Below are 24,422 nucleotides of genomic sequence, written 5' to 3' on the forward strand. Positions count from 1 at the left end.
AACCAGACTAATCGCTTGCACACCATGAAAAGGAAATCGCAGATGGAAAATAACACCGAGATGGAAAACACCCTGGTACTGGGCGCCGGCGAGCTGGGTATGGCGGTCTTGCGCAGCCTGGCGCCGCGCCTGCAAACGACCCAAACGCCGCTGTCCGTGCTGGTGACGCCACAATCGCTGGTCTCGCCCACGCCTATGCAGCTTGTGCGCCAGCGCGAACTCGATGCGACGGGGGTGCAATTGTTGCCCTTCGATCTGGCCGGGCGCAGCAATGCCGATTTGATCGCGCTGCTGGGGCAATTTCATACGGTGATCAATTGCACGGGATTCGTGGCAGGCGCGGGCACGCAGACCAGGCTGACGCAAGCTGCAATTGCCGCCAGGGTGCGCCGCTATTTTCCATGGCAGTTCGGGGTGGACTACGACGTCATCGGCAAGGGCAGCGGCCAGCCCGTGTTCGATGAACAGTACGATGTGCGCGGCCTGCTGCGGTCGCAAACGGGCACCGAGTGGGTGATCATTTCGACCGGCATGTTCACCAGCTTCCTGTTCGAACCAGGCACGGGCCTGGTCGATTTTGATGCCGGCCTCGTACGGGGATTGGGAACATGGGAAACCAGGGTGACGGTGACGACGCCGGAAGACATCGGCCGTCTGACGACCGACATCCTGCTGCAGCAGCCGCGCATACGCAATCAGGTGATTTACGTTGCCAGCGACACGGTTTCATATGGCCAGCTGGCGGACATCGTCGAAGACGTGACGGGGCGCCCTTTCGAGCGCGAACTGCTAAGCCGTGAAAAGCTGGCCTTGCAACTGGCGCAGCGGCCGGACGATGTCATGCTGCGTTACCGGACCGCCTTCGCACGGGGAGACGGCATGTGGTGGGACAAGGCGGCGACCTACAATGCGCAAAACGGCATCCCTACCACGGACGTCCGGGCGTGGCTGGCTGCGCGCCAGCAAGCCATGCCTTAATCCCTGGCCTTGTATTGTGCGCAAGCAGTGTTCCAGCCAATTCGTGTACTCTTTCCACAGGCGGGTCAACCATGGGGAGCATGCACGGTGGATTACAAGGACTATTACAAGGAACTAGGCGTCGAAAAAACGGCGAGCGAGGCCGATATCAAGAAGGCCTACCGCAAGCTGGTGCGCAAATACCATCCCGACGTCAGCAAGGAGCCCGACGCGGACAAGCGCACCAAGGAATTGAACGAGGCGTATGGCGTGCTGGGCGACGCGGAAAAGCGCGCCGCCTACGATGAACTGGGACGCCAGCCACATGCCCAGGGCGGGCAGGGCGGATCGTTCCGGCCGCCGCCGAACTGGGGCTCGGGCTACGAATCGTCCAGTGCCGACGACAGCGATTTCTTTGCCGACCTGTTTGCCCATGTGGGTGGGCGTGGGCGCACCAACAGCCAGTTCCAGATGCAGGGCGAAGACAGCCACGCTGCCATCGAAGTGAGCCTGCACGACAGCTACCATGGCGCCAAACGCACCATCGTCCTGCGCGTGCCGGAAGCCGATGGGCAAGGCCGCGTGGTGACGCGCGAACGCACGCTGGAAGTGACGATACCGAAAGGCGTGACGGAAGGCCAGCAGCTGCGCATGAAGGGGCAGGGAAATCCGGGCAGTGGTGGCGCGCCGGCCGGCGACCTGTATCTGGAAATCCGCTTCCAGAACGATGCGCGCTACAAGGCCGAAGGGCGCGATGTCTTTGAAACGGTGCCCGTCACGCCGTGGGAAGCGGCGCTGGGTGGATCCATCGAGGTGGCCACGCCATCGGGCACGGTGTCCGTCACGGTGCCGCCCAATTCGCAAACGGGGCGCAAGCTGCGCCTGAAAGGGCGCGGCATACCCGCAGCCCAGCCCGGCGATTTATATCTGCTGCTGGAAGTGGTGTTGCCGCCGGCCAACGATGCGAAGGCACGCGAACTGTATGAAACCATGGCGCGCGAGATGGCTTTCAATCCGCGCCAGAAGCTGGGAGCATAAATCATGACGAGCAATGTAATCGGCGTGCTACTGGAAGACTCGGCCCTGAGCCTGGACGAACTGGCGCGCGCCTGCGCCGTCGAGCCAGACTGGGTGGTGCAGCGTGTGCAGACGGGCGTGCTGCTGCACCATGGGCCGCCTGGGCAGCTCACTGCCTGGCGTTTCACCAGCCTGGACCTGGTGCGCGCGCGCCGCCTGCGCGAAATCGAATCGGTGTTCGATGCGAATGCCGACCTGGCGGCGCTGGTGGTCGATCTGTCCGACGAAGTGGCGCGCCTGAAACGGCGCCTGCACGTGCTCGGCGTGGAGTAAAGCCCTAGTCGGGATCGCCGTGCCGCTGCACGGTGATCCTGCCGATGTAAAACTGGCCATCGACGACCACCCGGTGCGGTATGCCTGCCACGTCAAAGCCGGGGCCGCCGTCTTCCATCCATTCCTGCGCCACAGTGTCGAATTGCTGCGGCGTCATGCGCAGCATTTGCGCCGTGATGACGAAACGCGCGCCAGGTTTTTGCTTGTTGACGAAATCGTCGATGCCGGCCATGTGATTGTCTCCATTGTGTCTGATCCCGGATTCTACCCTTCGCACGACGCTTCTAATACCCCTGTGCCAGCAGCAGCGGCAACTGCTCCGCAAACCGCTCCGTCAACCATTTTCCAGCCTGGCCGGGCGGGGTGCCGGTGCGCTGTATCAAATAGATCGGGTAGTTGGCGCTCTTGTCGACGATCAGCGGCAAATGCACGAGACGGCCCGAGGCCAGGTCTTCGCGCACCATCGCTTCGGGCATATTGCCCCAGCCCAGGCCTGCCCGTAGCAGGGCGTGCTTGGAACCGAGGTCGCCCAGGCGCCAGTTGCGCAAGCCCAGCACGCCAAAGTCTTGCCCTTCCGTCAGCGCACTGCGGTCGCTGAGCACCAGTTGCACGTGCTCGCGCGCCAGGCTGATCGGGATCGGTCCTTCCATTTGCGCCAGCGCGTGGGCGGGCGCGGCCACCGGCATCAGCCGCACATAGCCGATGGCCAGGCGTTCGATGGCGTCCGAATTGGCCGACATCCAGCCGCCCACGCCGATATGGCAATGGCCATCGAGCACTTGCTGCGACACGGCGCCCATGGCTTCGATGCGCAGGCGCAGCGCGACGGTAGGGAACTCTGCCTGGAAGGTTTCCAGTATGCGCACCAGCACGCAGGTGGGAAACATCACGTCCACCACTACCGACACTTCCGCTTCCAGCCCGCCCGCCAGGGCTTTGGCCCGCGCGCGCATGGCGTCGATTTTCAATGCCACGGCGCGTGCATCGGCCAGCAGCGCCTGGCCCGCATCGGTCAGGGTGGGCTTGCGCTTGGTGCGGTCGAGCAGCACCACGTTCAGCTGCTCTTCCAGGTTGGCGATGGTGTAGCTGATCACCGATTGCGTGCGGTGCAGCTGGCGTGCCGCATGCGCAAAGCCGCCCGCGTCGATGACGGCGACGAACACGCGCAACTGGTCCAGCGAAGGTTGTCCTGGTTCTCTCATGGCCACTCCATTCCCATACGATATCTACAAATTCGATGCTAAGCATTTAAATTTAACTGGTTTCATCGATAGTAGACCCGAACTATGATATGTGCAAGTGCAGCAATTGCGGCATTCCACATCCACTTTCTCTGAAGGAGCGATTCATGTCCAAGGTTCTCTACATCAATAGCAGCGCACGTAACAACAGTTCCCTGTCGCGTCAATTGTCGGGCGAATTCGTCGCCAAACTGGCAGCACAAGGCAGTACCGTCGTCGAACGCGATCTGGCTGTACAGCAAGTGCCGCATCTGACGGAAGAAGTGATAGGCGCTTTCTTTACCCCGGCCGAGCAGCGCGGCGCTGAAGCGGCGTTCGCCGTAAAATTGTCCGATACCCTGGTCGACGAACTGCTGGCCGCCGACGTGCTGGTACTGGCTGCGCCGATGTACAACTTCTCCGTGCCGTCGACCCTGAAAGCATGGATCGACCATGTCGTGCGCGTGGGCCGCACCTTCCAGTACACGGCGACGGGCCCGGTTGGCCTGGTCGCTGGCAAGAAAGCCTACGTCTTTACCTCCAGCGGTGGCATCTATAGCGAAGGCCCGGCGGCATCGTACGATTACCTGAGCACCTATCTGCGCACGGCGCTGGGCTTCATCGGCATTACCGACGTCAGCTTCATCCAGACTGAAGGCGTATCGCGCGGTGACGAAGCGCTGGCCAATGCACTGGCCAAGACCCGTGCCTCGATCGCTGCACTGGCCGCCTGAAGCCATCCACTAGTTCTTTAGGAGGATTGCCAGCCTTGCATGGTTGACATAAGCTTGCCGGCGATGCGCACCGCATCAGTCCGGCGAGCAGTTCGCCATGAAAGATCCTCATGCTTAAGCTGGCCAGGGCAGTATTGCCCCGAAATTTCCCACAGGCGCGTGCCGCGCCGCCATCTCCCGTCGCTACCACATTGCTGCAATCATTGATCCAGCGCAAGCTTACAGACCGGTGTAAGGGCTGATTCAATAGCCGCTTGCGTTGCAATATTTTTTTTACATCGTTTATACTTTCTACATGCATTTAAGCAACACGCTTGTGTGCGCTTGTGTGTTCATGTAGCAAGGCGGACTGATCGTCGATTTTCCCAGTTGTGCCGCGTCATAAAAAATAAATAGCTGAGCTAAGTATCCTGAGCAAGCGCGATCGCATGGTTTCCAACCCACCAGCGGGCCAGTTTTTAGAGACGAACTAGCCGGTCATTTTTTGGAGCAAACATCGTGCCAATAAAGCATGTTGATTTTTATGAAGTGGATTACATGGCCGAGCCCTTGCGCGGCTGCAAGCTATGGGGCGCTTACGTGGCTGTCTACGCGCCTTCGGTCAATCCCATGCACAGGACCAATATCCTGAAAAAACGCAGGGTCTCGGCCGACCATCAATTCACCACGGAAGCTGACGCCATAGCCGTGGCCAGCGAGGTGGCCGTGACGCTGGTCGAGCGCCGCCGGCGCCGTTATTACCTCCATCCCTGACACCGCCTGGCTCGTCACCATAGCGCCTTGCACTGAAACTGTTTCCCAGACGTGGTAGTCTGCAGTGGAAGGCAGCTGGGAGGCGTGCTGTGCCGATAGCATTTGTTGATCACTATGAAGTCGATTACACGGCGGAACCCTTGCGTGGTACCCGCCAGTGGGGCGCTTACGTCGCCATCTTTACACCCTCAGGCAGTCCCATGCATCGCGACAATGTGTTTCCCAAGCACCGGGTAATGGCCGATCACGTTTTCACCACCGAAGCGGAGGCGGAGCAGGCCGCGCATGCCGAGGGCCTGGCGGTATTGGAGCGGCTGCGCCAGCCACACCAGTATTGATCTTTGTCCGGACACTAGGCGCGGCGCCAAGCTTGCCCTTATCATCTTATTTCCGCCATGCCCGAGGATCACCATGAAACGCTCGCTGCACCTGCTCGTCATCGACCCGCAAAACGATTTTTGCGACTTGCCCGCCGCCTGGCTGCCTGAAGGCGCCGCGCCTGCGCTGCCGGTGCCCGGCGCACATGCCGACATGCTGCGCGTGGCGCGCCTGATCGAAGAAGGCGGCGCTGGCCTGACGCAGATCAGCGTGACCCTGGACGCCCATCACCGCTACGATATCGCCCATCCCACCTTCTGGTCTACGGGCGATGGCGGTGTGGTGGCGCCATTTACGCAAATCGTCGCCGCCGATGTGCGCAGCGGCCGCTACCAGCCGCGCCGGCCGGAAGCCTTGCCGCGCGCGCTGGCCTATCTCGATGCGCTGGAAACCGCTGGGCGCTACCAGCTGATGGTGTGGCCCGTGCATTGCGAGATCGGCTCCTGGGGCCAGAATATCCACGCGGCCGTGCGCGCCGCCTACAACGGCTGGGAAGTGGCGCAGCTGCAAATAGTCGCCAAGCTCAGCAAGGGAGCTAATCCGTGGACCGAACATTACTCGGCCGTCATGGCGGAAGTACCGGATAGCGAAGATCCGGCCACGCAGCTGAATCTGGCTTTCCTCGACACCTTGATCCCGGCCGAGCGCATCTATGTGTGCGGCGAGGCGGCCAGCCATTGCGTCAAGGCCAGCACCGAGCATATCGCCGACTACCTGGAACAGCAGCAGGGCAAGCAGGCGCTATCGCGGCTGGTGCTCCTGAGCGATTGCATGAGCCCGGTGACCGGCTTCGAAGTCCAGCAGCGCGACTTCCTGGCGGCCATGCAGGCGCGTGGTGCGCGCCTGGCGACGGCAGCGGAGGTCTTGCCTGAACTGCAGAAAAATGCAGCGGGATGACGCATTTGCATGGCAGCCTCTGCTGAAATTCTTGCAGTGGCGTACTATCTTGGCTTGAGGAAGTTGGAGAAAATTACACATGACCCCGATAGTGCGCAGTTTGCTGGAAACCGATCTGTATAAATTTACAATGTGGCAAGCTTTGCTGCACGGTCATCCGAACACCCATACCGAATACGAATTTGTCTGTCGCAATACGCCCGTGTTCCCGCTGGCTGAATTGAAGCATGAGCTGGAAGAGCAGCTCGACCATCTGTGCTCGATGTCGTTTGCCGAAGACGAACTGGCTTATCTGCGCACCTTGCGTTTCATGAAGAGCGATTTCGTCGACTTCCTGACCGTCTTCCGCTTCCAGCGCAAATTCATCGAAGTGAGCACCGATGGCGATGACCTGGTCGTGCATGCGGCCGGCCCGCAAGTGCATGTGATGGGTTTCGAGATTTTCGTGCTGTACATCATCAACGAACTGTATTTCCGCCGCTTCGACCTGGACGCAGCCATGCGCGAAGGGCGTCAGCGCCTGGCGGCCAAGGTCGTCGCCGTCAAGGAATTCGGCAAATTGCCGCGCCGCAAGCATCCGTTTGAATTTTCCGATTTCGGCGTGCGCCGCCGTTTTTCGGGCGCCTGGCACGACGAAGTGGTGTTGACACTGGCGCAGGCCGTGCCCGAGTATTTCAAGGGCACCTCGAATGTCTACCTGGCGAAAAAGCTGGGCATCGTGCCGATCGGCACCATGGCGCATGAATACATGCAATCGTTCCAGTCATTCGGCGTGCGCCTGCGCGATTTCCAGAAAGCGGCGCTGGAAGACTGGGTGCAGGAATACCGCGGCGACCTGGGTATCGCCCTGACGGACGTGGTCGGTATGGACGCCTTTTTAGCTGACTTCGATCTGTATTTCGCCAAGCTGTTCGACGGCTTGCGCCACGATTCGGGCGATCCGGTCGAGTGGGGTGAAAAGGCGCTGACCCATTACGCGGCCTTGCGCATCGACGCCAATACCAAGCGTTTGGTGTTTTCCGATGGCCTGGACCTGGACAAGGCCTTTGCCCTGTACCAGCATTTCGCCGACCGCATCATGACGGGTTTTGGTATCGGCACCAATCTCACGAATGACGTTGGCTTGACGCCGCTCAACATCGTCATGAAACTGATGCGCTGCAACGGCCAGTCAGTGGCGAAATTGTCTGATTCGCCGGGCAAGACCCTGTGCAAGGATGAAACTTTCTTAGCTTACCTGCGCCAGGTATTCCATCACCCAGCTGCATGAGTACACCTGACAGTACCTGCTGCGCGTCGGTATAGGCGGCCTGCGATGCTCACCGTACCTTCGTACGGTTGCGCTTCTTAGCCACCTCTCCCTTCCGCTCGCGACGGTACTGTAAGGTGTTGTAACGCCTGTTTTCTTTATTTAAAAACCGGTCAGCACGGTGTGCATATGTTCCACCTGCGGCGGGGCGGCGAAGAATTCACTGACCAGGCCGCGCCATGCGGGGAAGGCGTCGCTGTTGCGGAAGTGCACGGTATGGTCTTCCAGGGTGGCCCAGCTCACTACCAGGCGGTAGCCTTCGCTGTTTTCGATCGAACGCTCCAGGTGCACGGCCTGGCAGCCGCGCGCGTTCTGGAACAGCGGCACGGCCTTGGCGACAGCCGCTTCGAAGGCGGCGTGGGTATCGGGTTTGATCTGGAGATGGGCAATTTCAAAAATCATGGAAAGTTCCGCTGTTGAGGATGAGAGCGCTTATCTTGCCATGCTTTGAGCTTCAGCGTGAGAGTTGGCTGTGAGGCCATCGTGCGGGGATTGTTAGATAAATATCTTGATATTCTCGTAACTGGCACGCAAGTGGCGGTAAGATACGTCTTGCGATGTATCTTGCACGGGCTAACCCAAGGATGATCTTTCATAGGAGAACCAAATGGCAGCGAAGAAAATTCTGTTTTTGACGGGCGATTTTGCAGAGGATTATGAAACGATGGTGCCGTTCCAGGCACTGCTGATGCTGGGCCACACCGTGCATGCCGTCTGCCCTGGCAAGAAGAGTGGCGACACCATCAAGACGGCCATCCATGATTTCGAAGGCGACCAGACCTACACGGAAAAACCTGGCCATCTGTTCACGCTCAATGCCGCCTTTGATGAAATCGATCCGGCCCGCTACGACGCGCTGATGATCGCCGGCGGGCGCGCGCCCGAATACCTGCGCCTGAACGACCGGGTGATCGCCGCCGTGCGCCACTTTGCCGAAGCGGGTAAACCGATTGCTGCCGTCTGCCATGGCGCGCAATTGCTGGCTGCCGCCGATGTGATACGCGGTAAGCGCATTTCCGCCTACCCGGCTTGCGCGCCGGAAGTCAAGCTGGCTGGCGGCGAGTATGCCGATATCGCCGTCACCGAGGCTGTCACCGATGGCCAGTTCGTGACGGCGCCCGCCTGGCCGGCGCACCCGGCGTGGCTGGCGCAGTTCGTCAAGCTGCTGGGTACCGAAATTCGTTTGTAATTATTTCCTGGCCCGCCACGCTGTCTATGCCTGGCGGGTATGTTTCTTTTTGATGAGTTTTCATGCAAGCGCCGCGTAGCAATCCTTCCCGCAAACAACTTCCCGCTTCGCGCTGGCGCTTGCGCCGCCAGGCACAAAGTCCCTCTGGCCTGAGCGCCGCGCAGCAGCGGCACTTTGCCACCCTGCACGATATTTCCACCTTGCTGGCCGGCCAGCACGCCATCGACGCCTTGTGCCGTGGCTTTTTGCGCCACGTGATGCAATTCGCCCAGGCTGAAGGCGGCACCGTGCGCATCCTCGATACGCAGCAAGACACTGTGCACATGATCGTGCACGAGGGTATCTCTGACGCCATGGTGGAAGAAGAGCATTGCATGCCGAATAACGATTGCCTGTGCGGCGCGGCCGTGGCGCAAGGCGTGATCCAGATCCGCGAATTTCGCCCTGGCGATACGGAGCAGCGCTTCCGTTGCCAGGATGAAGGTTTTAGTGCGATTACCGTGATTCCCATCATCGTGCGCGAGCAGGTGGTCGGTAGTTTTTCCCTGCATTTTGCGCGGCCGCAAAAGCTGGGTGCGCAGCAACATGGCTGGCTGGAAACTCTGGCCCAAAGCCTGGGCATCGCGATTGAAAACCAGCGTTTGATCGCGCGTGAAAAAGAATGTGCCGTGGCCCGCGAACGCAGCCTGCTGGCTGAAGGCTTGCACGACAGCATAGCGCAAAGCTTGAATTTCATCAGCCTGCAAGTGCAGATGCTGGACGATTCCGTGCGCCGGGGAGAACTGGGCGAAGCGGCCGAAGTGTTGCCGCTGATGCGCATGGGTGTCGAGCAAAGTTATCAGGATGTACGCGAATTGCTGGTCAATTTCCGTACCCGCTGGCAAGGCAGCGACTTGCAGGAAAAACTGGCCGAAGTGCTGGCGCGCTTCGAACAGCAGACCGGCATTACCGGTGCGCTGGACGTGCGTGGTCATGGCGCGCCGCTGGCGCCGGAACAGCAATTGCAGGTGCTGTTCATCGTGCAGGAAGCGCTGTCGAATATCCGCAAGCATGCGCAAGCGACCCACGTGCTGCTGCGGGTGGACAATGGCCGCGATTTCGCGCTGCGCGTGTGCGACGATGGCGACGGTTTCGAGGCCGGCCTGCGCGGCAATCATGCCGAAGTGCAGATCGGCTTGCGCATCATGCAGGAAAGGGCGGAACGCCTGGGCGCGCAATTGACCGTAGCCAGCACGCCCGGCGAAGGCACGACGGTGTCGCTGGCCTTGCCTGAAGCGCGGCGCCTGGCCGCCTGATGAACCCCCAACATAGCATCAACATAGATACGGATATAGTGAACGCAACAATTAACATTTTGCTGGTCGATGACCATACCTTGCTGCGCAGCGGCGTCAAGCTGCTGCTGCAGCGCAACCCGCAATTCAAGGTGGTGGGCGAGGCATCGAACGGACTCGACGGCGTCAGGCTGGCGGGGGAATTACAGCCCGACGTGGTGCTGATGGACTTGAACATGCCCGGTGTTTCGGGTCTGGCAGCCTTGCAGCACATCTTGCAGCAATGGCCGCACACGGTGGTGCTGATGCTGACCGTGTCGGAAGACGCCAGCGACCTGGGCGCGGCCTTGCGCGCAGGTGCGCGTGGCTATCTGCTGAAAAATATCGAGGCTGAACAGCTGGGCCAGGCGATACGCCGCGCCGCCGCCGGCGAATCGGTGATCGCCGACGCCATGACGGCCAAGCTGGTGTCGCAATTTCGCGCCGGCCAGGCCGCGCCCGAAGAAGACTACGACAAACTGACGCCACGCGAACGCGAAGCCATGGCTTGCCTGGCGCGCGGCCTCAGCAACAAGGAAATCGCCCGCGAGCTCGACGTGGCGGAAAGCACGGTCAAGATCCACGTGCAAAACATCCTCAAAAAGCTGAAGCTCAGCAGCCGCGTGCAGATCGCGGTCTATGCCGTGGAGCGGGGATTGGGCAAATAATTGATCTCGATGGCGTTTTTGCCTGGATCATCCTAGTTCCTTTGACGTATGGCCTTGACGCTGCTGACACACTACACTTGGCTATTCGCCAATCTACAGAAGAGAGTGTCATGCATAAGGTCAACGTCGACGGCTTGCTGTCGAGCCAGGCTCTGTTCCGCCATATTTCGCCATCCCAACTTGAACAATTGCGCCACGACGTGGTGCGCGTCGAAGTGGAAAAAGGCAAAGTCCTGTTCCGCAAGGGCGAGGTGGCGGAAGGCGCTTATGTGGTGGTGTTTGGCCTCATCAAGCTGAGCGTGTTTTCGCTGGAAGGCACGGACAAAGTGCTGGAACTGATACGTCCGGGACAAAGTTTTGGCGAAGCCATGATTTTCCTCGATGAGCCGTATCCCTTCTGCGCCGAAGCGCTCGAGCATTGCTTGCTGTTGCGCATCCCGCCGCACGCCTTGCTGCGCCTGCTGGACCAGTCGCCGCGCATTGCCCGCCAGATGATGAACAGCCTGTCGCATCACTTGATGGGCTTTATCCGCAATGTGGAGCGCTGCTCGGTGCAAAACGCCACCCAGCGAGTGGTCGAGTATTTGCTGCAGGCATCGGACCAGCAGCGCACGAACGAGGTCAAGCTGGATTTGAAGAAAAGCTTGCTGGCATCGTTTCTGAACCTGGCGCCCGCTACCCTCTCGCGCGTGCTGCACCAGTTGACGGACTTGCATCTGATTAAGGTCAGCGGTTCATTGATACAGATCCAGTCCGACGCCTTGAAAAGCTATCGCCACGGCGCGGCCACGCCGCTGCTCAACTAAGCTTTCTCAAGCGGCAAGGTCAGCCGCCAAAATACCAGGGCGACCAGGCTGACGGCCGCGCCCAAGCCGCATACGCCCCACCAGCCGGCCAGCGCCTGCACGCTGGTGGCGGCGATCGCGCCCACGCCACTCCCCACCGCATAAAACAGCATATAGCACGCCACCAGGCGGCTATGGCCATCGCTGTCTTGCCTGAAGATCAGGCTCTGGTTGGTGACGTGGATGGCCTGGCCCGCCAGGTCCAGCGCGACGATGCCGACAATCAAAGCCCACAGCGATTGCGTGGTAAAGCCCAGCGGCAGCCATGCAGTCAGCAGCAAGATCAAGGCTGCGCCCGTAGTCCATTGCGCGCGGCCTTTGTCCGCCATCGCCCCCGCGCGCGCCGCTCCCAGCGCACCCGCCACGCCCACCAGGCCAAAGGCGCCGATGGCGCTGTGGCTGAAACCTTGCGCGCTCAGCGGAAACACCAGCGTGCTCCAGAAGATGCTCAGCGCGGCAAACATCAGCAGCGCCAGCACACCGCGCACCTGCAGCACCTTGTTATGGGCCAGCATGTTTGCCATCGAGGCCAGCAGCGCACCATACGACAGGCGTTTTTCAGCTTGCGGGGACGCCGGCAGCATGCGCCACAGCAAGATCAGCAAGGCTAGCGAGATGCCGGCCGAGACCAGATACACGGCGCGCCAGCCAGCGATATCGGCCACCATGCCGGACAAGGTACGCGCCAGCAACAAGCCTATCATCACGCCGCCTTGCGCCATGCCGACGACACTGCCCCGCTCATGGCTTGCCGCCGCGCTGGCTGCATACGCGATCAAGCCCTGCGTCATGGCCGTGCCCAGCAAACCTGTCATCAGCATGCCGGCCAGCAAGCCGGCAGTGGAGGTGGCGTTGCCCAGCGCCAGCAAGACCAGGCACAGCAGCACGAGCTGGACCAGGGTCAATCGGCGCCGGTTCAACATATCGCCCAGCGGCACCAGCAGCAGCAAGGCCAGCGCGCAACCCAGTTGGGTGGCCGTGATGACCATGCCGCTGGCCGCCTGCGTCAAACCGAATTCCTGGGCCAGGGTGGCCAGCAGCGGCTGGGCGTAATACACATTGGCCACGCTCAAGCCGCTCGCGGCGGCGAATAGCCAGATCAGGGTAGCGGGCAGGGTTTTAGTGGTGGGGTCGGTATCGCGCATAGTTTGGAATAATCTAGTTTTAAAATGAAACTAGTTGGAGTCTATGTCGAATAGTTTTAAAATGCAACCACAACTGAAGGAGAACCCAGTGGCCAAGCGCAAGAGTCTGAAAACCGATCCCTGTCCCGTGGCGCGCGCGCTCGACGTGATCGGCGACCGCTGGTCGCTGCTGATCGTGCGCGACGCCTACGATGGCATGCGCCGCTTCGGTGAATTCCAGAAGAGCCTGGGCGTGGCCCGCAACATCCTGGCCGACCGCCTGCATACCCTGGTGGAAGAGGGTATCTTTAGCAGTGCACCGGCGTCCGATGGCACGGCCTATCAGGAATATGTGCTCACTGAAAAAGGCCTGGGCCTGTTTCCCATCGTGGTGGGGCTGCGCCAGTGGAGCGAGGACCAGCTGTTCGAGGTGGGCGAAGCGCATTCGACTTTGCTGGAACGCAATTCCGGCACGCCCGTGAGCACACTGCAGGTGCTCTCGCCAGACGGCCGCGTGCTGCAGGCTGGCGATACCTTCGTGCACAAGTTGAAACCATGAGGACCAGGCCATGAGCAGGGTGGCGGTGATCGGCGGTGGCATCACGGGCGTGACCACTGCTTATGCCTTGGCCAAACGGGGCGTGCATGTAACCCTGATCGAGCGGCACCGTTATGCCGCGATGGAAACCTCGTTCGCAAATGGCGGGCAATTGTCGGCCTCGCACGCGGAGGTGTGGAACCACAAGGCCACCATCGTCAACGCCCTGAAATGGATGCTGACCCGCGACGCGCCCCTGCTGCTCAACCCTCGCCCTGGCTGGCACAAGCTGAGCTGGTTCGCGGAATTCTTGGCTGCCATGCCGTCCTATGAAGACAACACGGTGGCCACCGTGCGCATGGCGATTGCGGCGCGCAAACATCTGTTTGCCTGGGCGGCGGAAGAGGGTATTGATTTTGATCATCGCCAGGCCGGCATCCTGCATATCTACCGCGACCGTGCCGGCTTCGAGCGGGCGGCGCGCGTGTCGCGTTTGCTGGCCCAGGGCGGCTTGCTGCGCCATCCCGTCACGCCAGCAGAAATGCACGCCATCGAACCAGCCTTGAGGGGCGACTTTTATGGCGGCTATTTCACGGAAAGCGATTCCACCGGCGACATCCACAAATTTACCAGCGGCCTCGCCGCCGCCTGCCTGCGGCTTGGTGTGCGCTGCCGTTACGGCAGCACGGTGACGGCGGTGGCCAGTGAAAACAAGCGTGTTTGCATCACTACCAACGAAGACGCCAGCGTGTTCGACGCCGTCGTCATCTGCGCCGGCACGGCCAGCCGCAAGCTGGCGGCGTCCTTGGGCGACCATGTGAATGTGTATCCCGTGAAAGGTTATTCCATCACCGTGCAGCTGGACGATGCAGCCAGCCAGGCCGCCGCGCCCGTCGTCAGCCTGCTCGATGATGCGACCAAGCTGGTCAGCAGCCGCCTTGGCGTAGACCGCTTGCGCGTGGCCGGCACGGCAGAATTTAATGGCAGCAACCGCGACATCCGCGCCGACCGCATCCGCCCCTTGCTGCAATGGGTAGAGCAATGTTTTCCCAACGTCAGCACGCGCAAGGTCGTGCCCTGGGCCGGCCTGCGCCCCATGTTGCCCGACATGCTGCCGAAGGTAGGGGCAGGCAAGGCGCCGGGCGTGTTCTACAACACGGGCCACGGCCATCTGGGCTGGACCCTGGCAGCCGCCACCGCCGAAACCGTGGCGGCGCAGGTGGCGGCGTCGCTGGACTAAGCTGATTATGGCAGCAATGCCGCCTTGCCTTTTTGCGTCAGGAAAGGCGCGATCCTGGCATAAGGCAGGCTGAATTCCTGCTCGCAACCGCTGCCATAGGATTCTTCCCAGAACTTCACCCCCGTGTCCGTCAGGCTCAGGTGGTACAGACCGCGTCCCATGTAATCGGTCTTGCAATCGTCGCTGACGGTCACACCCTTGAACAGGGTCTGGCGCAGCCTGAGGGGCAGGGCGCTCACGTCGTAGCTGCCTTCTTCCGATTTGCTGCCGAACCAGCGCCACACATCGACTTCCTTGCCACTCTGCAAATCCCAGGTGCGAAAACGCATGCTGATGCCGTTGCGGCCCATGCCTGCCGCCCAGCGGTAAAAATTGATCGTTACATAGCGCGCCGACCAGAAGGTGGGCTCGGCGTGCACTTCATCGTCCATCGCGATGCCATAAGTGCCCAGGAAATTGCGGCGCCGCTCGAAATAGTCGGCCAGGTCATGCTTGTTTTGCGGCAGCTCGGTGCGCAGCTGCTGGTTGATGGCGGCAACGCCTTTGCCCGGCCCCGTCAGCTCGACGGTGATCGAGTCGGCGATGCGCAGGCTGCGGAAGGACACGTCTTTGCGCTTGTCCAGATACATGGGCCGGCTGGTGGTCAAAGCAGGAAAATCTTCCAGCGCCAGGTTGTAGGCGGTGCTGGAGCAGGGCTCTTCCTTGCCGGCTGGCGGGCGCACCAGTATCAGGGAAATCGGCAAGCTCTTGCCATTCGATGGGGGATGCCAGGTGCCGCTCAGCTTGCCATCCTGCGGCTTATCCAATTCCCAGCTGCCGCTGCGGTTTTCCGCATCCACGCTTTCCACCCATGGCTTCTTGCCTTCTGGTTGGCTCAGATTGATCGAAGTCTTGTGGCGCGTGTAGTAATAGTTGCCCTTGTTGTCGTAGGTGTTGGGAAAATTGAAACAGGCGGTGATCTCAGAGTTTCCCAGCTTGCCTTGCCAGACGCCAGTCAGCTCGCCATTGTCAGGCGTGGCGGCTGCCTGGCCGATCATGGGAAGAGCGGGCAGGCAGAGTAGGGCAAACAAGAGGCGGCGCATCGGTATTTCCTTGCTATCGTGAATGATGGCCGATTTTACATGCTGCATTCACCATGAGCACTCACGACTGGCATGCTCCCGCTTGCTGCGCCAGCAAAGCCATCGCAGGCGTCAGGAATTGCAGCATGGCTGGTGTGACGAAACTGCCATCCATCAAACGTGCTTCCTGCTGGTGCGCCATACGGAACTTCAACTGCGTGGCAGGGTCGCGGCCCGCATACGACTGGAACAAGTCCAGCCATTGCCTGGCCAATTCCAGCACCATCGCGTCGGTGGGCGCCGCATTCGCATCCATGGCCGTGCGGATGGCGGCAAACAGGGGCAGCCATTCCGACGCGCGCTTGCCATAGTTTGCCTTCAGGAACATAAATTCGGCATCGTCGAGGAAGGGGCGATACAGCGCCACGCGCGAGGCATTGAAGGACGCGATAATGAATTGCATCAACGCATGATCGATGCCGCTTGACGTCTGCAGCACCGTTTCCGTTTCATGCATGGTGTTCAGGCGTGCAAACAGGCCGGCGTGGGCCTTGGTGTCCTGCACTACCTTGACCATCCATTCGGTGGCCAGCGCTTGCGCGGTGGCATCGTCTGGCGTGGCGCCCTGTGCCAAGGCGGCCTGCACACGTGCTACCAGCGCCTTCCATTCCTGTTCCACCTTGGCATCGCTCAGCATCGGTATCTGTTGCAGTTCTTCGCGTGAAAAATAATTGTCGTACATGGTCATCAGCTCCATCGTGGTCAGCCAGTCGGCCAGTTCCGGTTCCTGCCCCTGCGCCAGTTGCTGCTGCAACAGTTGCAAACGGCCGCGCAAGGTATCGGCTTGCGCAATCTGGTGATCGAGCGCGGCGATCTGTTTCGCCACGATAGACGCCAGCGGCAGGCCCGGACCGGCCAGTGAAGTTGCTATCTCGGCCAGCGACAGGCCAAACCTGCGCAGCGCCATGATCCGATGCAGCCGGGCCATGTCACTGTGCTGGTACAGCCGGTAGCCAGCCTGCGTGCGCCCCGAAGGCGAGAGCAGGCCGATGCTGTCGTAGTGGTGCAGGGTGCGCACGGTCAAGCCCGTGCGCCTGGCCAGTTCACCGATTTTCAACAGCATGGAATACTCCTTTTCTGTGGGCGTACAGACAGCATGGAGTCTGACGTTGCGTGAGGGTCAAGCGGACTCAACAATAAATTAGATGCAAGGTGTACAATTGTTAAAAATTGGCAACTTCATGATGATAGGGGAAATTTGAATCCGAGCGCTAGCAAGACAAGCCCTGCATTAGAGTTAATAGACACAGTCGAAGTAGACCTCGTTGGCCCTCTCATTGAGGCAGTTCAAGTACCAAGCTTGCGTCAAGTTTCTCCTTTATTGATCCCTGGCCGCTTGTACACACGCGAGCACCTCAAAAAAACCCTCGACACTAACGATGCGACGATTAACACGGGCGTGTTTAAGCCAGCGGGTTTTGCATCCGTTTTACTGTTCATCACAAAAAATAAGACCAGCGACCGTACCCAGTATGTGGATCAACTCAATCAAGACACATTGTATTGGCAAGGGCAGACTAGGGGCACGAAAGATCCGCTGATAGTGGAACATGTACAGCGTGGTTTGGAGCTGCTGGTGTTTTATCGCGATCGGAAATATGAGCACGATGGTGCGGCGTTTCGCTATGAAGGATGCTTCATTCATATTGCACGCTCAGGGCGAGAACCCGCAGATTTTATTTTGCATCGCGAGGCGCCTTATTTGCAAGCGGTCGCAGACCAGTTACCGTTAGCTGGCACCTTTGATCCATCGAATGAAGAAGATGGTCGGCGGCGTATCTTTGCTGCGCTGGTGCGGCGGCAGGGCCAGCCACGATTCCGACGAGATTTGCTATCAGCCTACGAAGGGCGTTGTGCGGTCACGGGTAGTCACGTGACGGCCGTGCTGGAAGCTGCCCATATCATGCCATATCTTGGCGATCACACGAATCATGTCACCAATGGCTTGCTCTTGCGCGCCGATTTACATACCTTGTTTGACTTAGGTTTGATTGCGATTGACGACGACATGAGACTTATTGTCGCGGTGGGATTGCATGCCACCGAATATGCACAAATGTATGGTCAGCATCTCTTACTGCCTGCTCAAAAAGGTCTGCATCCGAATAGCGAGGCGCTACGTAAGCATCGTATTCGAGCGGGCTTTTAATAAGGATGCGTGCCAGGGGCTAGGCCGTTTTCCCCCAACAGCGAAAGTACCAGGGTCGTACCCTGAGGGTACGACCCTAGAGTTTGCTTGGGTGCTGGGAAGTCACGCTCTTTGCCCTGTTCGAGCGCTTGAAGAACGAGCGCGTTATTCCCCGCTGATACTGGCTGGTACAGCGATGGCGGCAGCGGCATGCACCTTGCGCTGCTGCCCCCGTTCCCACTCCAGGCCGGGCCGGTCGACGCGAAATTGCAGCAGCCGGCCTTGCACCACTTCCGTCACATAGGCGGTGCGGCCATCGGGGCCGCCAAAGGCGATGTTGCTGGGTTTCGCGCCCGGTACGATGATCTCTTGCAGTACCTTGCCTGCGGGAGACAGCTTGACCACCGTGCCCTTGCCGTAGCGCGTCACGTACAGGTTGCCGTCCACGTCCACGCGCATGCCATCCATGCCGAAATCGTCGAACTTGATCAGCAAGCGCTTGTTGCCCAAGCTGCCATCGGCGGCGATAGTGTAGGCCCACAGATTGCGCTGCACGCTTTCATTCACGTACAGGGTCTTGCCGTCGGGGCTGACTTCGATGCCGTTGGCCGTGCCCATGGTGCCCAGCGCCAGGGTCACCGTGCCGTCAGTGTCGATGCGCCACACGCGGCCTGTGTTGTCCTTCCAGTTCGGATCGCTGGCATACAGCACGTCGCTAGCGGTGATGGCGATATCGTTGGGCTGCGACATGCGCGGTTCGCGCGCGTGGATGGACAGCGCGCGCGTGAGCGGGTCGACTTTATAAATCGTGTGCTCGACATAATCGGCCAAATACATCTGGCCGTCGCTGCCGAAGCGGATGCCATTGGCGATGCTGGTGCCGGGCAGTGTCAGCCAGACTTCCCCTTTGCCATCCGGGCTGACTTTGCCGATGGTTTGCTGGCGCGCGAAATTGACGGCGTAGACATTGCCGTCCGCATCGACGGCCGGGCCTTCGATACCCTTGGTGAAGGAGTGCGGCGCCGTCAAGGTAGTGGCCAGGAACAGGGTCTCGCGGGCGGGCTGGCTGGCGCAGGCGGTGAGGCCGACCAGCGGCAGGGCCAGCGCGGCGGCGCGCAGCCAGCGCAGGGCATAGCGGGAACGGGGCATGGGCAACTCCATCTTCTTGATACAAAGGTGGCATGTTACCGGACTTCCCCGCCGACACGGCAGGCGCTTGATCCATGCCCGCCGTACAATCGTGTTTTTGCCGGAGCGATCATGGACCACATCATTTTCCGCACTGCCCAAGCCAGCGATCTGGCCGCCATCATCGGCTTGCTGGCCGACGACCCGCTGGGCGCCCAGCGCGAGACCGTCACCGCAGCCGGCTCGCCGCCAGCCGCCTGCTATATCGACGCCTTCCAGGCCATAGTCGCGGACGCGAACCAGCAGCTGGCGGTCGCCGTCGAGGATGGCGCCGTCGTCGGTACTTTGCAATTGAGCTTCATTCCCGGCATCGCCCGCCGTGGCGCCTGGCGCGGCCAGATCGAAGCCGTGCGCATCGCCGCCACGCACCGCAGCGCAGGCCTGGGCCAGCACATGTTCGAGTGGGCGATAGCCCAGTGCCGCGCGCGCGGCTGCCATCTGGTGCAGCTGACCACCGACAAGGGCCGCCCCGACGCGCACCGCTTTTACGAGCGGCTGGGTTTTGTGGCCAGTCATGAAGGCTACAAGCTGGCGCTGTAAAGCATGCAATGCGGCGTATGATGGCCTTTCCCACGCAATGAGGAGGAAACATCATGGACAATCCCGAATTCATATTGGCCGTCAAGGCGATGGAAGCGCTGGAAATGTACCAGGCCTCGTATGGCAGTTCCGCCGAATACCAGGCGCATCTGCAGGAAGTGCAGCAGATACTGCGGCACAAGGGCGCCTCCTTGTTGCTTTCTGAACACGGCGCCGCCAAGTTTTTGCTGGCCTTTGCGGACGCCCTGGAAGTGGCTCATCTACCGGGTGAATACGTTCCCCTGAGCCGCAGACAGGCGTAAAACCAGTCACGCCAGTGCTGCCTGAATGCCAGCAATATTTTTATTGTTGGTAATGATTCTCATTTATAATTCCCTTCCACATCGCTCCGGCTGGCGGAGCGGTGGTCGTGCGCCGCAACGAGGCCACCTTGGCCGATGGATGGGAAGGAAAAACATGAACGGTACCTGGGGTTGGCCGCTGCTGCTGGCGGCATTGAGCCTGGGCGGCCTGGCCGCCGGCATTCTGGGCGATGGTGTGTGGGACTGGCTGTGCTGGGTGGGCCTGGCCGCGCCGCTTGTCGTGGTGGTTCGCCGCATGCGGGCGCAGTGGCAGGGACCCGATGAACGCAGCAATCAAAATCCCTGAGTGAGGTGGGCGTGTCCGCCGACAGCATCCAGCGCAACGAGTTTCTCAGCCTGCTGTTCCACAACCATCATGGTTGGCTTTCAGCGTGGCTGCGCAAGAAGACCGGATGCCAGCACCGCGCAGCCGATCTGGTGCAGGAGGCGTTCGCCCGTATTTTACTGCTGCCCGATCCCCGCCAGCTGGAACAGCCGCGCGCCTTCATGGTCACCACGGCCACGCGCATCCTGATCGACGAACAGCGCCGCCGCCTGCTGGAACAGACTTATCTCGACGCCTTGTACCGTTTGCAGGGCGACGACCCCGTTTGCGCCGACTCCCCTGAACAGATCATGCAGGCCGTGCAGGCGCTGGACGCCATCAGCACCATGCTCGATGGTCTGGCGGTCAAGCCGCGCCGCGCATTTTTGCTGAGCCGCCTCGATGGCCTGGGCCACGCAGAGATCGCCACCGAACTGGGCGTTTCTGCCAGCATGGTCAAGCAATACCTGGCCAGCGCGCTCGGCCACTGCTACCGCTTGCTGTATCCGGCAGCCGCATGATGGCCAACAGCGCACAGCCGGAACCCGACGACGCGGCGGTGGACCAGGCCATACTGTGGCTGACGCAATTGAGCTCGGGCCTGGCCAGCGAGGAAGAGCGCCGCGCCTACCGCGACTGGTGCGCGCAGCACCCGCAAAACGCGCTGGCGGCGCACCGTATGGAAGGCATCTTTTCGCGTTTCGACGGCTTGCCGGCTGAACCGGCACGCGCTGCGCTGGAGAGCCAGCGCCCGCCACGGCGCAAGGCTATCAAGCTGGCCTTGACCGTAGCGCTGCTGCTCACCGGTGGCGGTCTGTTATCGCAACTGCCGCAAGCGCAGTATTGGAACGCCGACTACCGCACGGCGGCAGGCGAACGGCGGGTGGTGGAACTGGCCGACCATAGCACGCTGACCTTGAACAGCGGCAGCGCCGTCAACATCCGCTACGACGGCCATGAACGCCGCGTCGACTTGCTGGCCGGTGAAGTGCTGGTGCAGGTGGCGCATATTGCCGACCCAGCGTCGCAGCGGTTCGCCGTGCATACCGGGGATGGCGAGGCGCGCGCGCTCGGCACGCGCTACCTGGTGCGGCGGGAATCTGGCGCCACCGTGGTGACGGTGCTGGAATCGGCAGTGCTGGCCGGCAGCGCCGATGGCAGTTCGTCGCGCACCGTTTTGCCGGACCAGCGCGTGCGCATCAGCGCCCACGCCGTCAGTACGCCGCAAGCGGTGGATGGCGAACAGGCTGCCAGCTGGGTGCGCGGCCGCCTGGTGGCCGACAATGCACCGTTGTCCCAGGTGCTGGCCGAGCTGTCGCGCTACCGCCGTGGCCTGCTGCGTTACGACGCGGCGCAAATGGATGCCCTGCGCATATCCGGCGTATTTGCGCTCGACGATGGCGACCGCACGCTGGCCACCTTGCAGGCGCTGCTGCCGATCACGGTCGAACATTACACGCCGCTGCTGACGGTGGTATCGGTCAAGCCGAAAAAATAATCAATTATTTTTGCCTGACTGCTGTCCCTGCGCCGTTCTGCTTCGTCATGGTTACTGTAGCGAGCCAATTGCATGCACTCATCCACAGGAACCGACATGACCTCGAAAAACACACTCCACCCGCTGCGCCTGGCGGCCAGACTCACACTGCTGTGCGCCGCTGGCGCGCCGCTCTTCATGGCGGCGGCAGCCCACGCGCAAGCGCCCGTCGCCGCCGCGGCACACAGACAATACAGTATCGCCAGTGGCCCTTTGAGCGGCGTACTGAACAAATTCGCGCAGCAGGCCGACGTGATCGTGGCCTTCGATCCGGCCCTGGTCCAGGGCCAGGTATCGGCAGGCTTGAATGGCAGCCACAGCGTGCAATCGGGTTTTGAGGCGATATTGCAGGGCAGCGGCTTGAGCGCCACGGCACAGATCAATGGCAGTTTCCTGGTCCAGCGCGCCGCCAGCAAGCCTGTGGCGCATGCTGCTGCGCCGCTGTCGACGGTAGCCGCCCCCGTGCTGAGCGAAGTGCTGGTAGTGGGAGCGCGCACGCCGACCCAGATCACCGAAATTCCCAGCACGGCCTGGATCATCGGCAGCGACAGCATCGCCGCCCAGGCGCGTGCCGGTGTACCGCTGAAGGAAATGCTGGGCAACCTGGTGCCGGGTCTCGATATCGGCCCGCAAGGCCGCACGGCGTTTGGCCAGAACCTGCGTGGACGCAGCGCGCTGGTGATGATCGATGGCGTGTCGCTCAATGGCTCGCGCGCACTGAGCCGCCAGTTCGATTCCATCGACCCATTCAATATCGAGCGCATCGAAGTGCTGTCCGGCGCCAGCGCCCTGTATGGCGGCAATGCCACCGGCGGCGTGATCAACATCGTCACCAAGCGCGCGGCGTCAAGCGCGCTGGCCTTCACCAGCGAAGCGGGCGCGCGCAGTGGCTTGCGCAATGGCGAAGACCTGGACTGGCATGTGGCGCAATCGGTCGCTGGCGGCAATGAAAACGTGTTTGGCCGCCTGGGCTTCGTGTATGGCAAGACAGGCGCCAGTTACGATGGCAATGGCAAGGCCGTGATCCCCGACATCACCCAGACCGACCTGCAATACAACCAGTCGATTGATATCCTTGGCAACCTCGATATCAAGCTGGCCCCCGGCCAGGACTTGAAACTGCTGGCGCAGGTCTACGACTCGGGTTTCCAGCCGGGCAAGGCGCTGTATCTGGGGCCGAGCCTGGGCGGTGCGATCCAGCTGACGGCGGCGCCTGTCAATCCGGCCCTGCTTGATGTGCGCGATGGTTTTTCGTCTAGCGTCAAGCCGCGCACCAAGCGCCATATGCTGTCGGCAGACTACCATGCGGCCAATATTGTGGGTGGCCAGGACTTTTATCTGCAAGCCTATACGCGCAGTGAACAGCTGGACTTTTATCCGTTTCCCGGCATCGACAATTTTGTGGCGGGCGGCGTACCCGGGCGCTCGCTGAACTATGCCGCCTCGCACCAGAATACGGATACCTCGGGTTTGAAAGCCGTCTTCGCCAGGCAGTTCGATGCGCTGAAACTGACCTATGGTCTCGATTACGACCACGAGAAATTCGAAGGCAATCAAGTCTTGTTCAACACGGCGCAAGCGCTGCAAAGCGGTGGCCTGGTGTTCAACCCAGTTGCAGAACTGGGCCGCTACCCTGGCTTCAAGACCGACATCTATGCGCTGTACGGCCAGCTTGACTGGCGCATCAGCAACGTCCTGTCGCTGTCGGCTGGTCTGCGCCACCAGCGCGCCAATATCGACGTCGACGACTTCGTGCAGGCGGCGCAGCAGCGTTTGATCGCTGTCGGCATCGGCCGCTCGGCGCAAGCCATCCCCGGTGGCAAGAACCACTACGACGTCAGCTTGCTGAACGCGGGCCTGCTGTACAAGCTGTCGCCGCAACAGCAATTGTGGACCAATTATTCGGAAGGCTTTGAACTGGCCGACCCGGCCAAATACTACGGCCAGGGCAATTACGCGCTGGTGGGCGGCGCGGCGGGCAGCTGGAATCTGCTCAATTCCATCAACGTCAGCGGCTCGCCGATGAGCGGCATCAAGACGCGCCAGCTCGAAGCAGGCTGGCGCCATCGCGGTGGGCCATTGTCGGCCCAGGTGGCGCTGTTCTATTCGCAGTCGGACAAGGCGATTGAAGTCAACCGCAGCACGTTTGACATCAGCGTGGTGAATCAGAAAGTACGCAATATCGGCCTGGAAGGACAGCTCAATTTCAGCGTCAATGAACACTGGGATGCGGGCGCCAACTGGCTGGCCATTATCACGCAGCAGCAAAGCAATGGCGACTGGAACAAGCGCGACGTGACGGTGTCGAGCCCATCGAAACTGACTTCGCATGTGGGCTGGAAGCAGTCCGGGCTGGCGCTGCGCCTGCAGGGCACGCAGGTATTCGCGGTGGCCGACGCCAGCGGCAAGCGCCTGACCGGTTACGCCCTGTTCGACTTGCTGGGAGCTTACCAACTGCCGAAAGGGACGTTGAGCTTTGGCGTGCAAAACCTGCTGGACCGCGACTACACCACCACCTGGGGCCAGCGCTCAAAAATCCTGTACGGCAGCCTGATCGCCGCCCAGGCACTGGACTACCGTGGCCGTGGCCGCAGCATCGGCCTGACGTATTCGCTTGATTATTGAAGCGGACTTATTGAGGTTGCCTTATTGAGGCTGCCAGCTGGCCTGCCGATGGAAAGTTATAATGCGCGCGCAACCATACCCATCGACTTTCCATAGGCAGGC

The 24,422-nt window shown here is 60.9% G+C and carries 28 protein-coding genes; 21 read left to right on the forward strand and 7 right to left on the reverse strand.

Features of this window, described 5'->3' with window-relative positions:
* Positions 1 to 42 precede the first annotated feature (42 nt).
* From HDE72_RS06870 to HDE72_RS06880, 3 genes are all read left to right on the forward strand, one after another.
* Positions 43 to 978, forward strand: coding sequence for an aromatic alcohol reductase (locus tag HDE72_RS06870; RefSeq protein ID WP_183738219.1), 936 nt, complete (start codon positions 43 to 45; stop codon positions 976 to 978).
* An 87-nt stretch (positions 979 to 1,065) separates the two neighbouring features.
* Positions 1,066 to 1,995 (forward strand): DnaJ C-terminal domain-containing protein, encoded by a 930-nt coding sequence (locus tag HDE72_RS06875; protein ID WP_183738221.1) that lies wholly within the window; start codon positions 1,066 to 1,068, stop codon positions 1,993 to 1,995.
* 3 nt (positions 1,996 to 1,998) lie between these two features.
* Positions 1,999 to 2,307 carry a MerR family transcriptional regulator gene (locus tag HDE72_RS06880; RefSeq protein WP_183738223.1) on the forward strand — a complete coding sequence of 103 codons (309 nt, stop codon included), beginning with the start codon at positions 1,999 to 2,001 and terminating at the stop codon, positions 2,305 to 2,307.
* A 4-nt stretch (positions 2,308 to 2,311) separates the two neighbouring features.
* Here HDE72_RS06880 and HDE72_RS06885 read toward each other — a convergent pair whose 3' ends face one another.
* Positions 2,312 to 2,539, reverse strand: coding sequence for a hypothetical protein (locus HDE72_RS06885; protein WP_183738225.1), 228 nt, complete (start codon positions 2,537 to 2,539; stop codon positions 2,312 to 2,314).
* Between the two features lie 52 nt (positions 2,540 to 2,591).
* Positions 2,592 to 3,509 carry a LysR family transcriptional regulator gene (locus HDE72_RS06890; protein WP_183738226.1) on the reverse strand — a complete coding sequence of 306 codons (918 nt, stop codon included), beginning with the start codon at positions 3,507 to 3,509 and terminating at the stop codon, positions 2,592 to 2,594.
* A gap of 146 nt (positions 3,510 to 3,655) precedes the next feature.
* On the opposite strand from HDE72_RS06890, the gene HDE72_RS06895 reads away from it, so the two are divergent.
* The 5 genes from HDE72_RS06895 to pncB all read left to right on the forward strand — a co-directional run bounded on the left by HDE72_RS06895 (position 3,656) and on the right by pncB (position 7,559).
* Positions 3,656 to 4,261 (forward strand): FMN-dependent NADH-azoreductase, encoded by a 606-nt coding sequence (locus tag HDE72_RS06895; protein WP_183738229.1) that lies wholly within the window; start codon positions 3,656 to 3,658, stop codon positions 4,259 to 4,261.
* 498 nt (positions 4,262 to 4,759) lie between these two features.
* On the forward strand, positions 4,760 to 5,014 hold the full coding sequence (locus tag HDE72_RS06900; RefSeq protein ID WP_183738231.1) for a hypothetical protein: 255 nt from the start codon (positions 4,760 to 4,762) through the stop codon (positions 5,012 to 5,014).
* Between the two features lie 89 nt (positions 5,015 to 5,103).
* Positions 5,104 to 5,352: a hypothetical protein gene (locus HDE72_RS06905; RefSeq protein ID WP_183738233.1), complete on the forward strand. Its 249-nt coding sequence runs from the start codon at positions 5,104 to 5,106 to the stop codon at positions 5,350 to 5,352.
* A 73-nt stretch (positions 5,353 to 5,425) separates the two neighbouring features.
* Complete coding sequence (locus HDE72_RS06910; protein ID WP_183738235.1) at positions 5,426 to 6,289, forward strand: cysteine hydrolase family protein; 864 nt, start codon at positions 5,426 to 5,428, stop codon at positions 6,287 to 6,289.
* A 79-nt stretch (positions 6,290 to 6,368) separates the two neighbouring features.
* Complete coding sequence (pncB, locus tag HDE72_RS06915) at positions 6,369 to 7,559, forward strand: nicotinate phosphoribosyltransferase (RefSeq protein WP_183738237.1); 1,191 nt, start codon at positions 6,369 to 6,371, stop codon at positions 7,557 to 7,559.
* Between the two features lie 141 nt (positions 7,560 to 7,700).
* Here pncB and HDE72_RS06920 read toward each other — a convergent pair whose 3' ends face one another.
* Positions 7,701 to 8,000, reverse strand: coding sequence for an antibiotic biosynthesis monooxygenase family protein (locus HDE72_RS06920; protein WP_183738239.1), 300 nt, complete (start codon positions 7,998 to 8,000; stop codon positions 7,701 to 7,703).
* Between the two features lie 205 nt (positions 8,001 to 8,205).
* On the opposite strand from HDE72_RS06920, the gene HDE72_RS06925 reads away from it, so the two are divergent.
* From HDE72_RS06925 to HDE72_RS06940, 4 genes are all read left to right on the forward strand, one after another.
* On the forward strand, positions 8,206 to 8,787 hold the full coding sequence (locus HDE72_RS06925; RefSeq protein ID WP_183738241.1) for a DJ-1/PfpI family protein: 582 nt from the start codon (positions 8,206 to 8,208) through the stop codon (positions 8,785 to 8,787).
* A 62-nt stretch (positions 8,788 to 8,849) separates the two neighbouring features.
* Complete coding sequence (locus HDE72_RS06930; RefSeq protein WP_183738243.1) at positions 8,850 to 10,082, forward strand: GAF domain-containing sensor histidine kinase; 1,233 nt, start codon at positions 8,850 to 8,852, stop codon at positions 10,080 to 10,082.
* Entirely contained in the window at positions 10,082 to 10,768 is a 687-nt protein-coding gene (locus HDE72_RS06935; protein WP_183738245.1) for a response regulator, read from the forward strand. The genes HDE72_RS06930 and HDE72_RS06935 overlap by 1 nt, the downstream gene beginning before the upstream one ends.
* Before the next feature lie 110 nt (positions 10,769 to 10,878).
* Entirely contained in the window at positions 10,879 to 11,574 is a 696-nt protein-coding gene (locus HDE72_RS06940) for a Crp/Fnr family transcriptional regulator (RefSeq protein WP_183738247.1), read from the forward strand.
* On the opposite strand, the gene HDE72_RS06945 is transcribed toward HDE72_RS06940, so the two are convergent.
* Positions 11,571 to 12,758, reverse strand: coding sequence for an MFS transporter (locus HDE72_RS06945; protein ID WP_183738249.1), 1,188 nt, complete (start codon positions 12,756 to 12,758; stop codon positions 11,571 to 11,573). The genes HDE72_RS06940 and HDE72_RS06945 overlap by 4 nt on opposite strands.
* Positions 12,759 to 12,846: 88 nt before the next feature.
* Between HDE72_RS06945 and HDE72_RS06950 the strand changes: the two genes are divergently transcribed.
* Both HDE72_RS06950 and HDE72_RS06955 read left to right on the forward strand, forming a co-directional pair.
* Complete coding sequence (locus tag HDE72_RS06950) at positions 12,847 to 13,296, forward strand: winged helix-turn-helix transcriptional regulator (protein WP_183738352.1); 450 nt, start codon at positions 12,847 to 12,849, stop codon at positions 13,294 to 13,296.
* 10 nt (positions 13,297 to 13,306) lie between these two features.
* Positions 13,307 to 14,515 (forward strand): D-amino acid dehydrogenase, encoded by a 1,209-nt coding sequence (locus HDE72_RS06955; protein WP_183738251.1) that lies wholly within the window; start codon positions 13,307 to 13,309, stop codon positions 14,513 to 14,515.
* A 5-nt stretch (positions 14,516 to 14,520) separates the two neighbouring features.
* On the opposite strand, the gene HDE72_RS06960 is transcribed toward HDE72_RS06955, so the two are convergent.
* Both HDE72_RS06960 and HDE72_RS06965 read right to left on the reverse strand, forming a co-directional pair.
* Positions 14,521 to 15,597 (reverse strand): hypothetical protein, encoded by a 1,077-nt coding sequence (locus HDE72_RS06960; protein WP_183738253.1) that lies wholly within the window; start codon positions 15,595 to 15,597, stop codon positions 14,521 to 14,523.
* A 61-nt stretch (positions 15,598 to 15,658) separates the two neighbouring features.
* Positions 15,659 to 16,699 carry a MerR family transcriptional regulator gene (locus HDE72_RS06965; protein WP_183738255.1) on the reverse strand — a complete coding sequence of 347 codons (1,041 nt, stop codon included), beginning with the start codon at positions 16,697 to 16,699 and terminating at the stop codon, positions 15,659 to 15,661.
* Between the two features lie 237 nt (positions 16,700 to 16,936).
* On the opposite strand from HDE72_RS06965, the gene HDE72_RS06970 reads away from it, so the two are divergent.
* Complete coding sequence (locus tag HDE72_RS06970) at positions 16,937 to 17,785, forward strand: HNH endonuclease (RefSeq protein WP_221291187.1); 849 nt, start codon at positions 16,937 to 16,939, stop codon at positions 17,783 to 17,785.
* Positions 17,786 to 17,929: 144 nt separating this feature from the next.
* Here HDE72_RS06970 and HDE72_RS06975 read toward each other — a convergent pair whose 3' ends face one another.
* On the reverse strand, positions 17,930 to 18,913 hold the full coding sequence (locus HDE72_RS06975; RefSeq protein WP_183738257.1) for an SMP-30/gluconolactonase/LRE family protein: 984 nt from the start codon (positions 18,911 to 18,913) through the stop codon (positions 17,930 to 17,932).
* A gap of 111 nt (positions 18,914 to 19,024) precedes the next feature.
* On the opposite strand from HDE72_RS06975, the gene HDE72_RS06980 reads away from it, so the two are divergent.
* The 6 genes from HDE72_RS06980 (at position 19,025) to HDE72_RS07005 (ending at position 24,320) form a co-directional block, all read left to right on the forward strand.
* Positions 19,025 to 19,492: a GNAT family N-acetyltransferase gene (locus HDE72_RS06980; protein WP_183738259.1), complete on the forward strand. Its 468-nt coding sequence runs from the start codon at positions 19,025 to 19,027 to the stop codon at positions 19,490 to 19,492.
* Between the two features lie 53 nt (positions 19,493 to 19,545).
* Positions 19,546 to 19,794 (forward strand): hypothetical protein, encoded by a 249-nt coding sequence (locus tag HDE72_RS06985; RefSeq protein ID WP_183738261.1) that lies wholly within the window; start codon positions 19,546 to 19,548, stop codon positions 19,792 to 19,794.
* A 154-nt stretch (positions 19,795 to 19,948) separates the two neighbouring features.
* On the forward strand, positions 19,949 to 20,140 hold the full coding sequence (locus HDE72_RS06990; protein ID WP_183738263.1) for a hypothetical protein: 192 nt from the start codon (positions 19,949 to 19,951) through the stop codon (positions 20,138 to 20,140).
* Between the two features lie 11 nt (positions 20,141 to 20,151).
* Positions 20,152 to 20,679, forward strand: coding sequence for a sigma-70 family RNA polymerase sigma factor (locus HDE72_RS06995; RefSeq protein ID WP_311735201.1), 528 nt, complete (start codon positions 20,152 to 20,154; stop codon positions 20,677 to 20,679).
* On the forward strand, positions 20,676 to 21,656 hold the full coding sequence (locus tag HDE72_RS07000) for a FecR family protein (protein WP_183738265.1): 981 nt from the start codon (positions 20,676 to 20,678) through the stop codon (positions 21,654 to 21,656). The genes HDE72_RS06995 and HDE72_RS07000 overlap by 4 nt, the downstream gene beginning before the upstream one ends.
* Positions 21,657 to 21,752: 96 nt before the next feature.
* Positions 21,753 to 24,320 (forward strand): TonB-dependent receptor, encoded by a 2,568-nt coding sequence (locus HDE72_RS07005; RefSeq protein ID WP_183738267.1) that lies wholly within the window; start codon positions 21,753 to 21,755, stop codon positions 24,318 to 24,320.
* Positions 24,321 to 24,422 lie beyond the last annotated feature (102 nt).

The organism is Janthinobacterium saanense, assembly GCF_014200675.1.
In the GTDB taxonomy this organism is placed as follows: Bacteria; Pseudomonadota; Gammaproteobacteria; order Burkholderiales; family Burkholderiaceae_D; genus Janthinobacterium.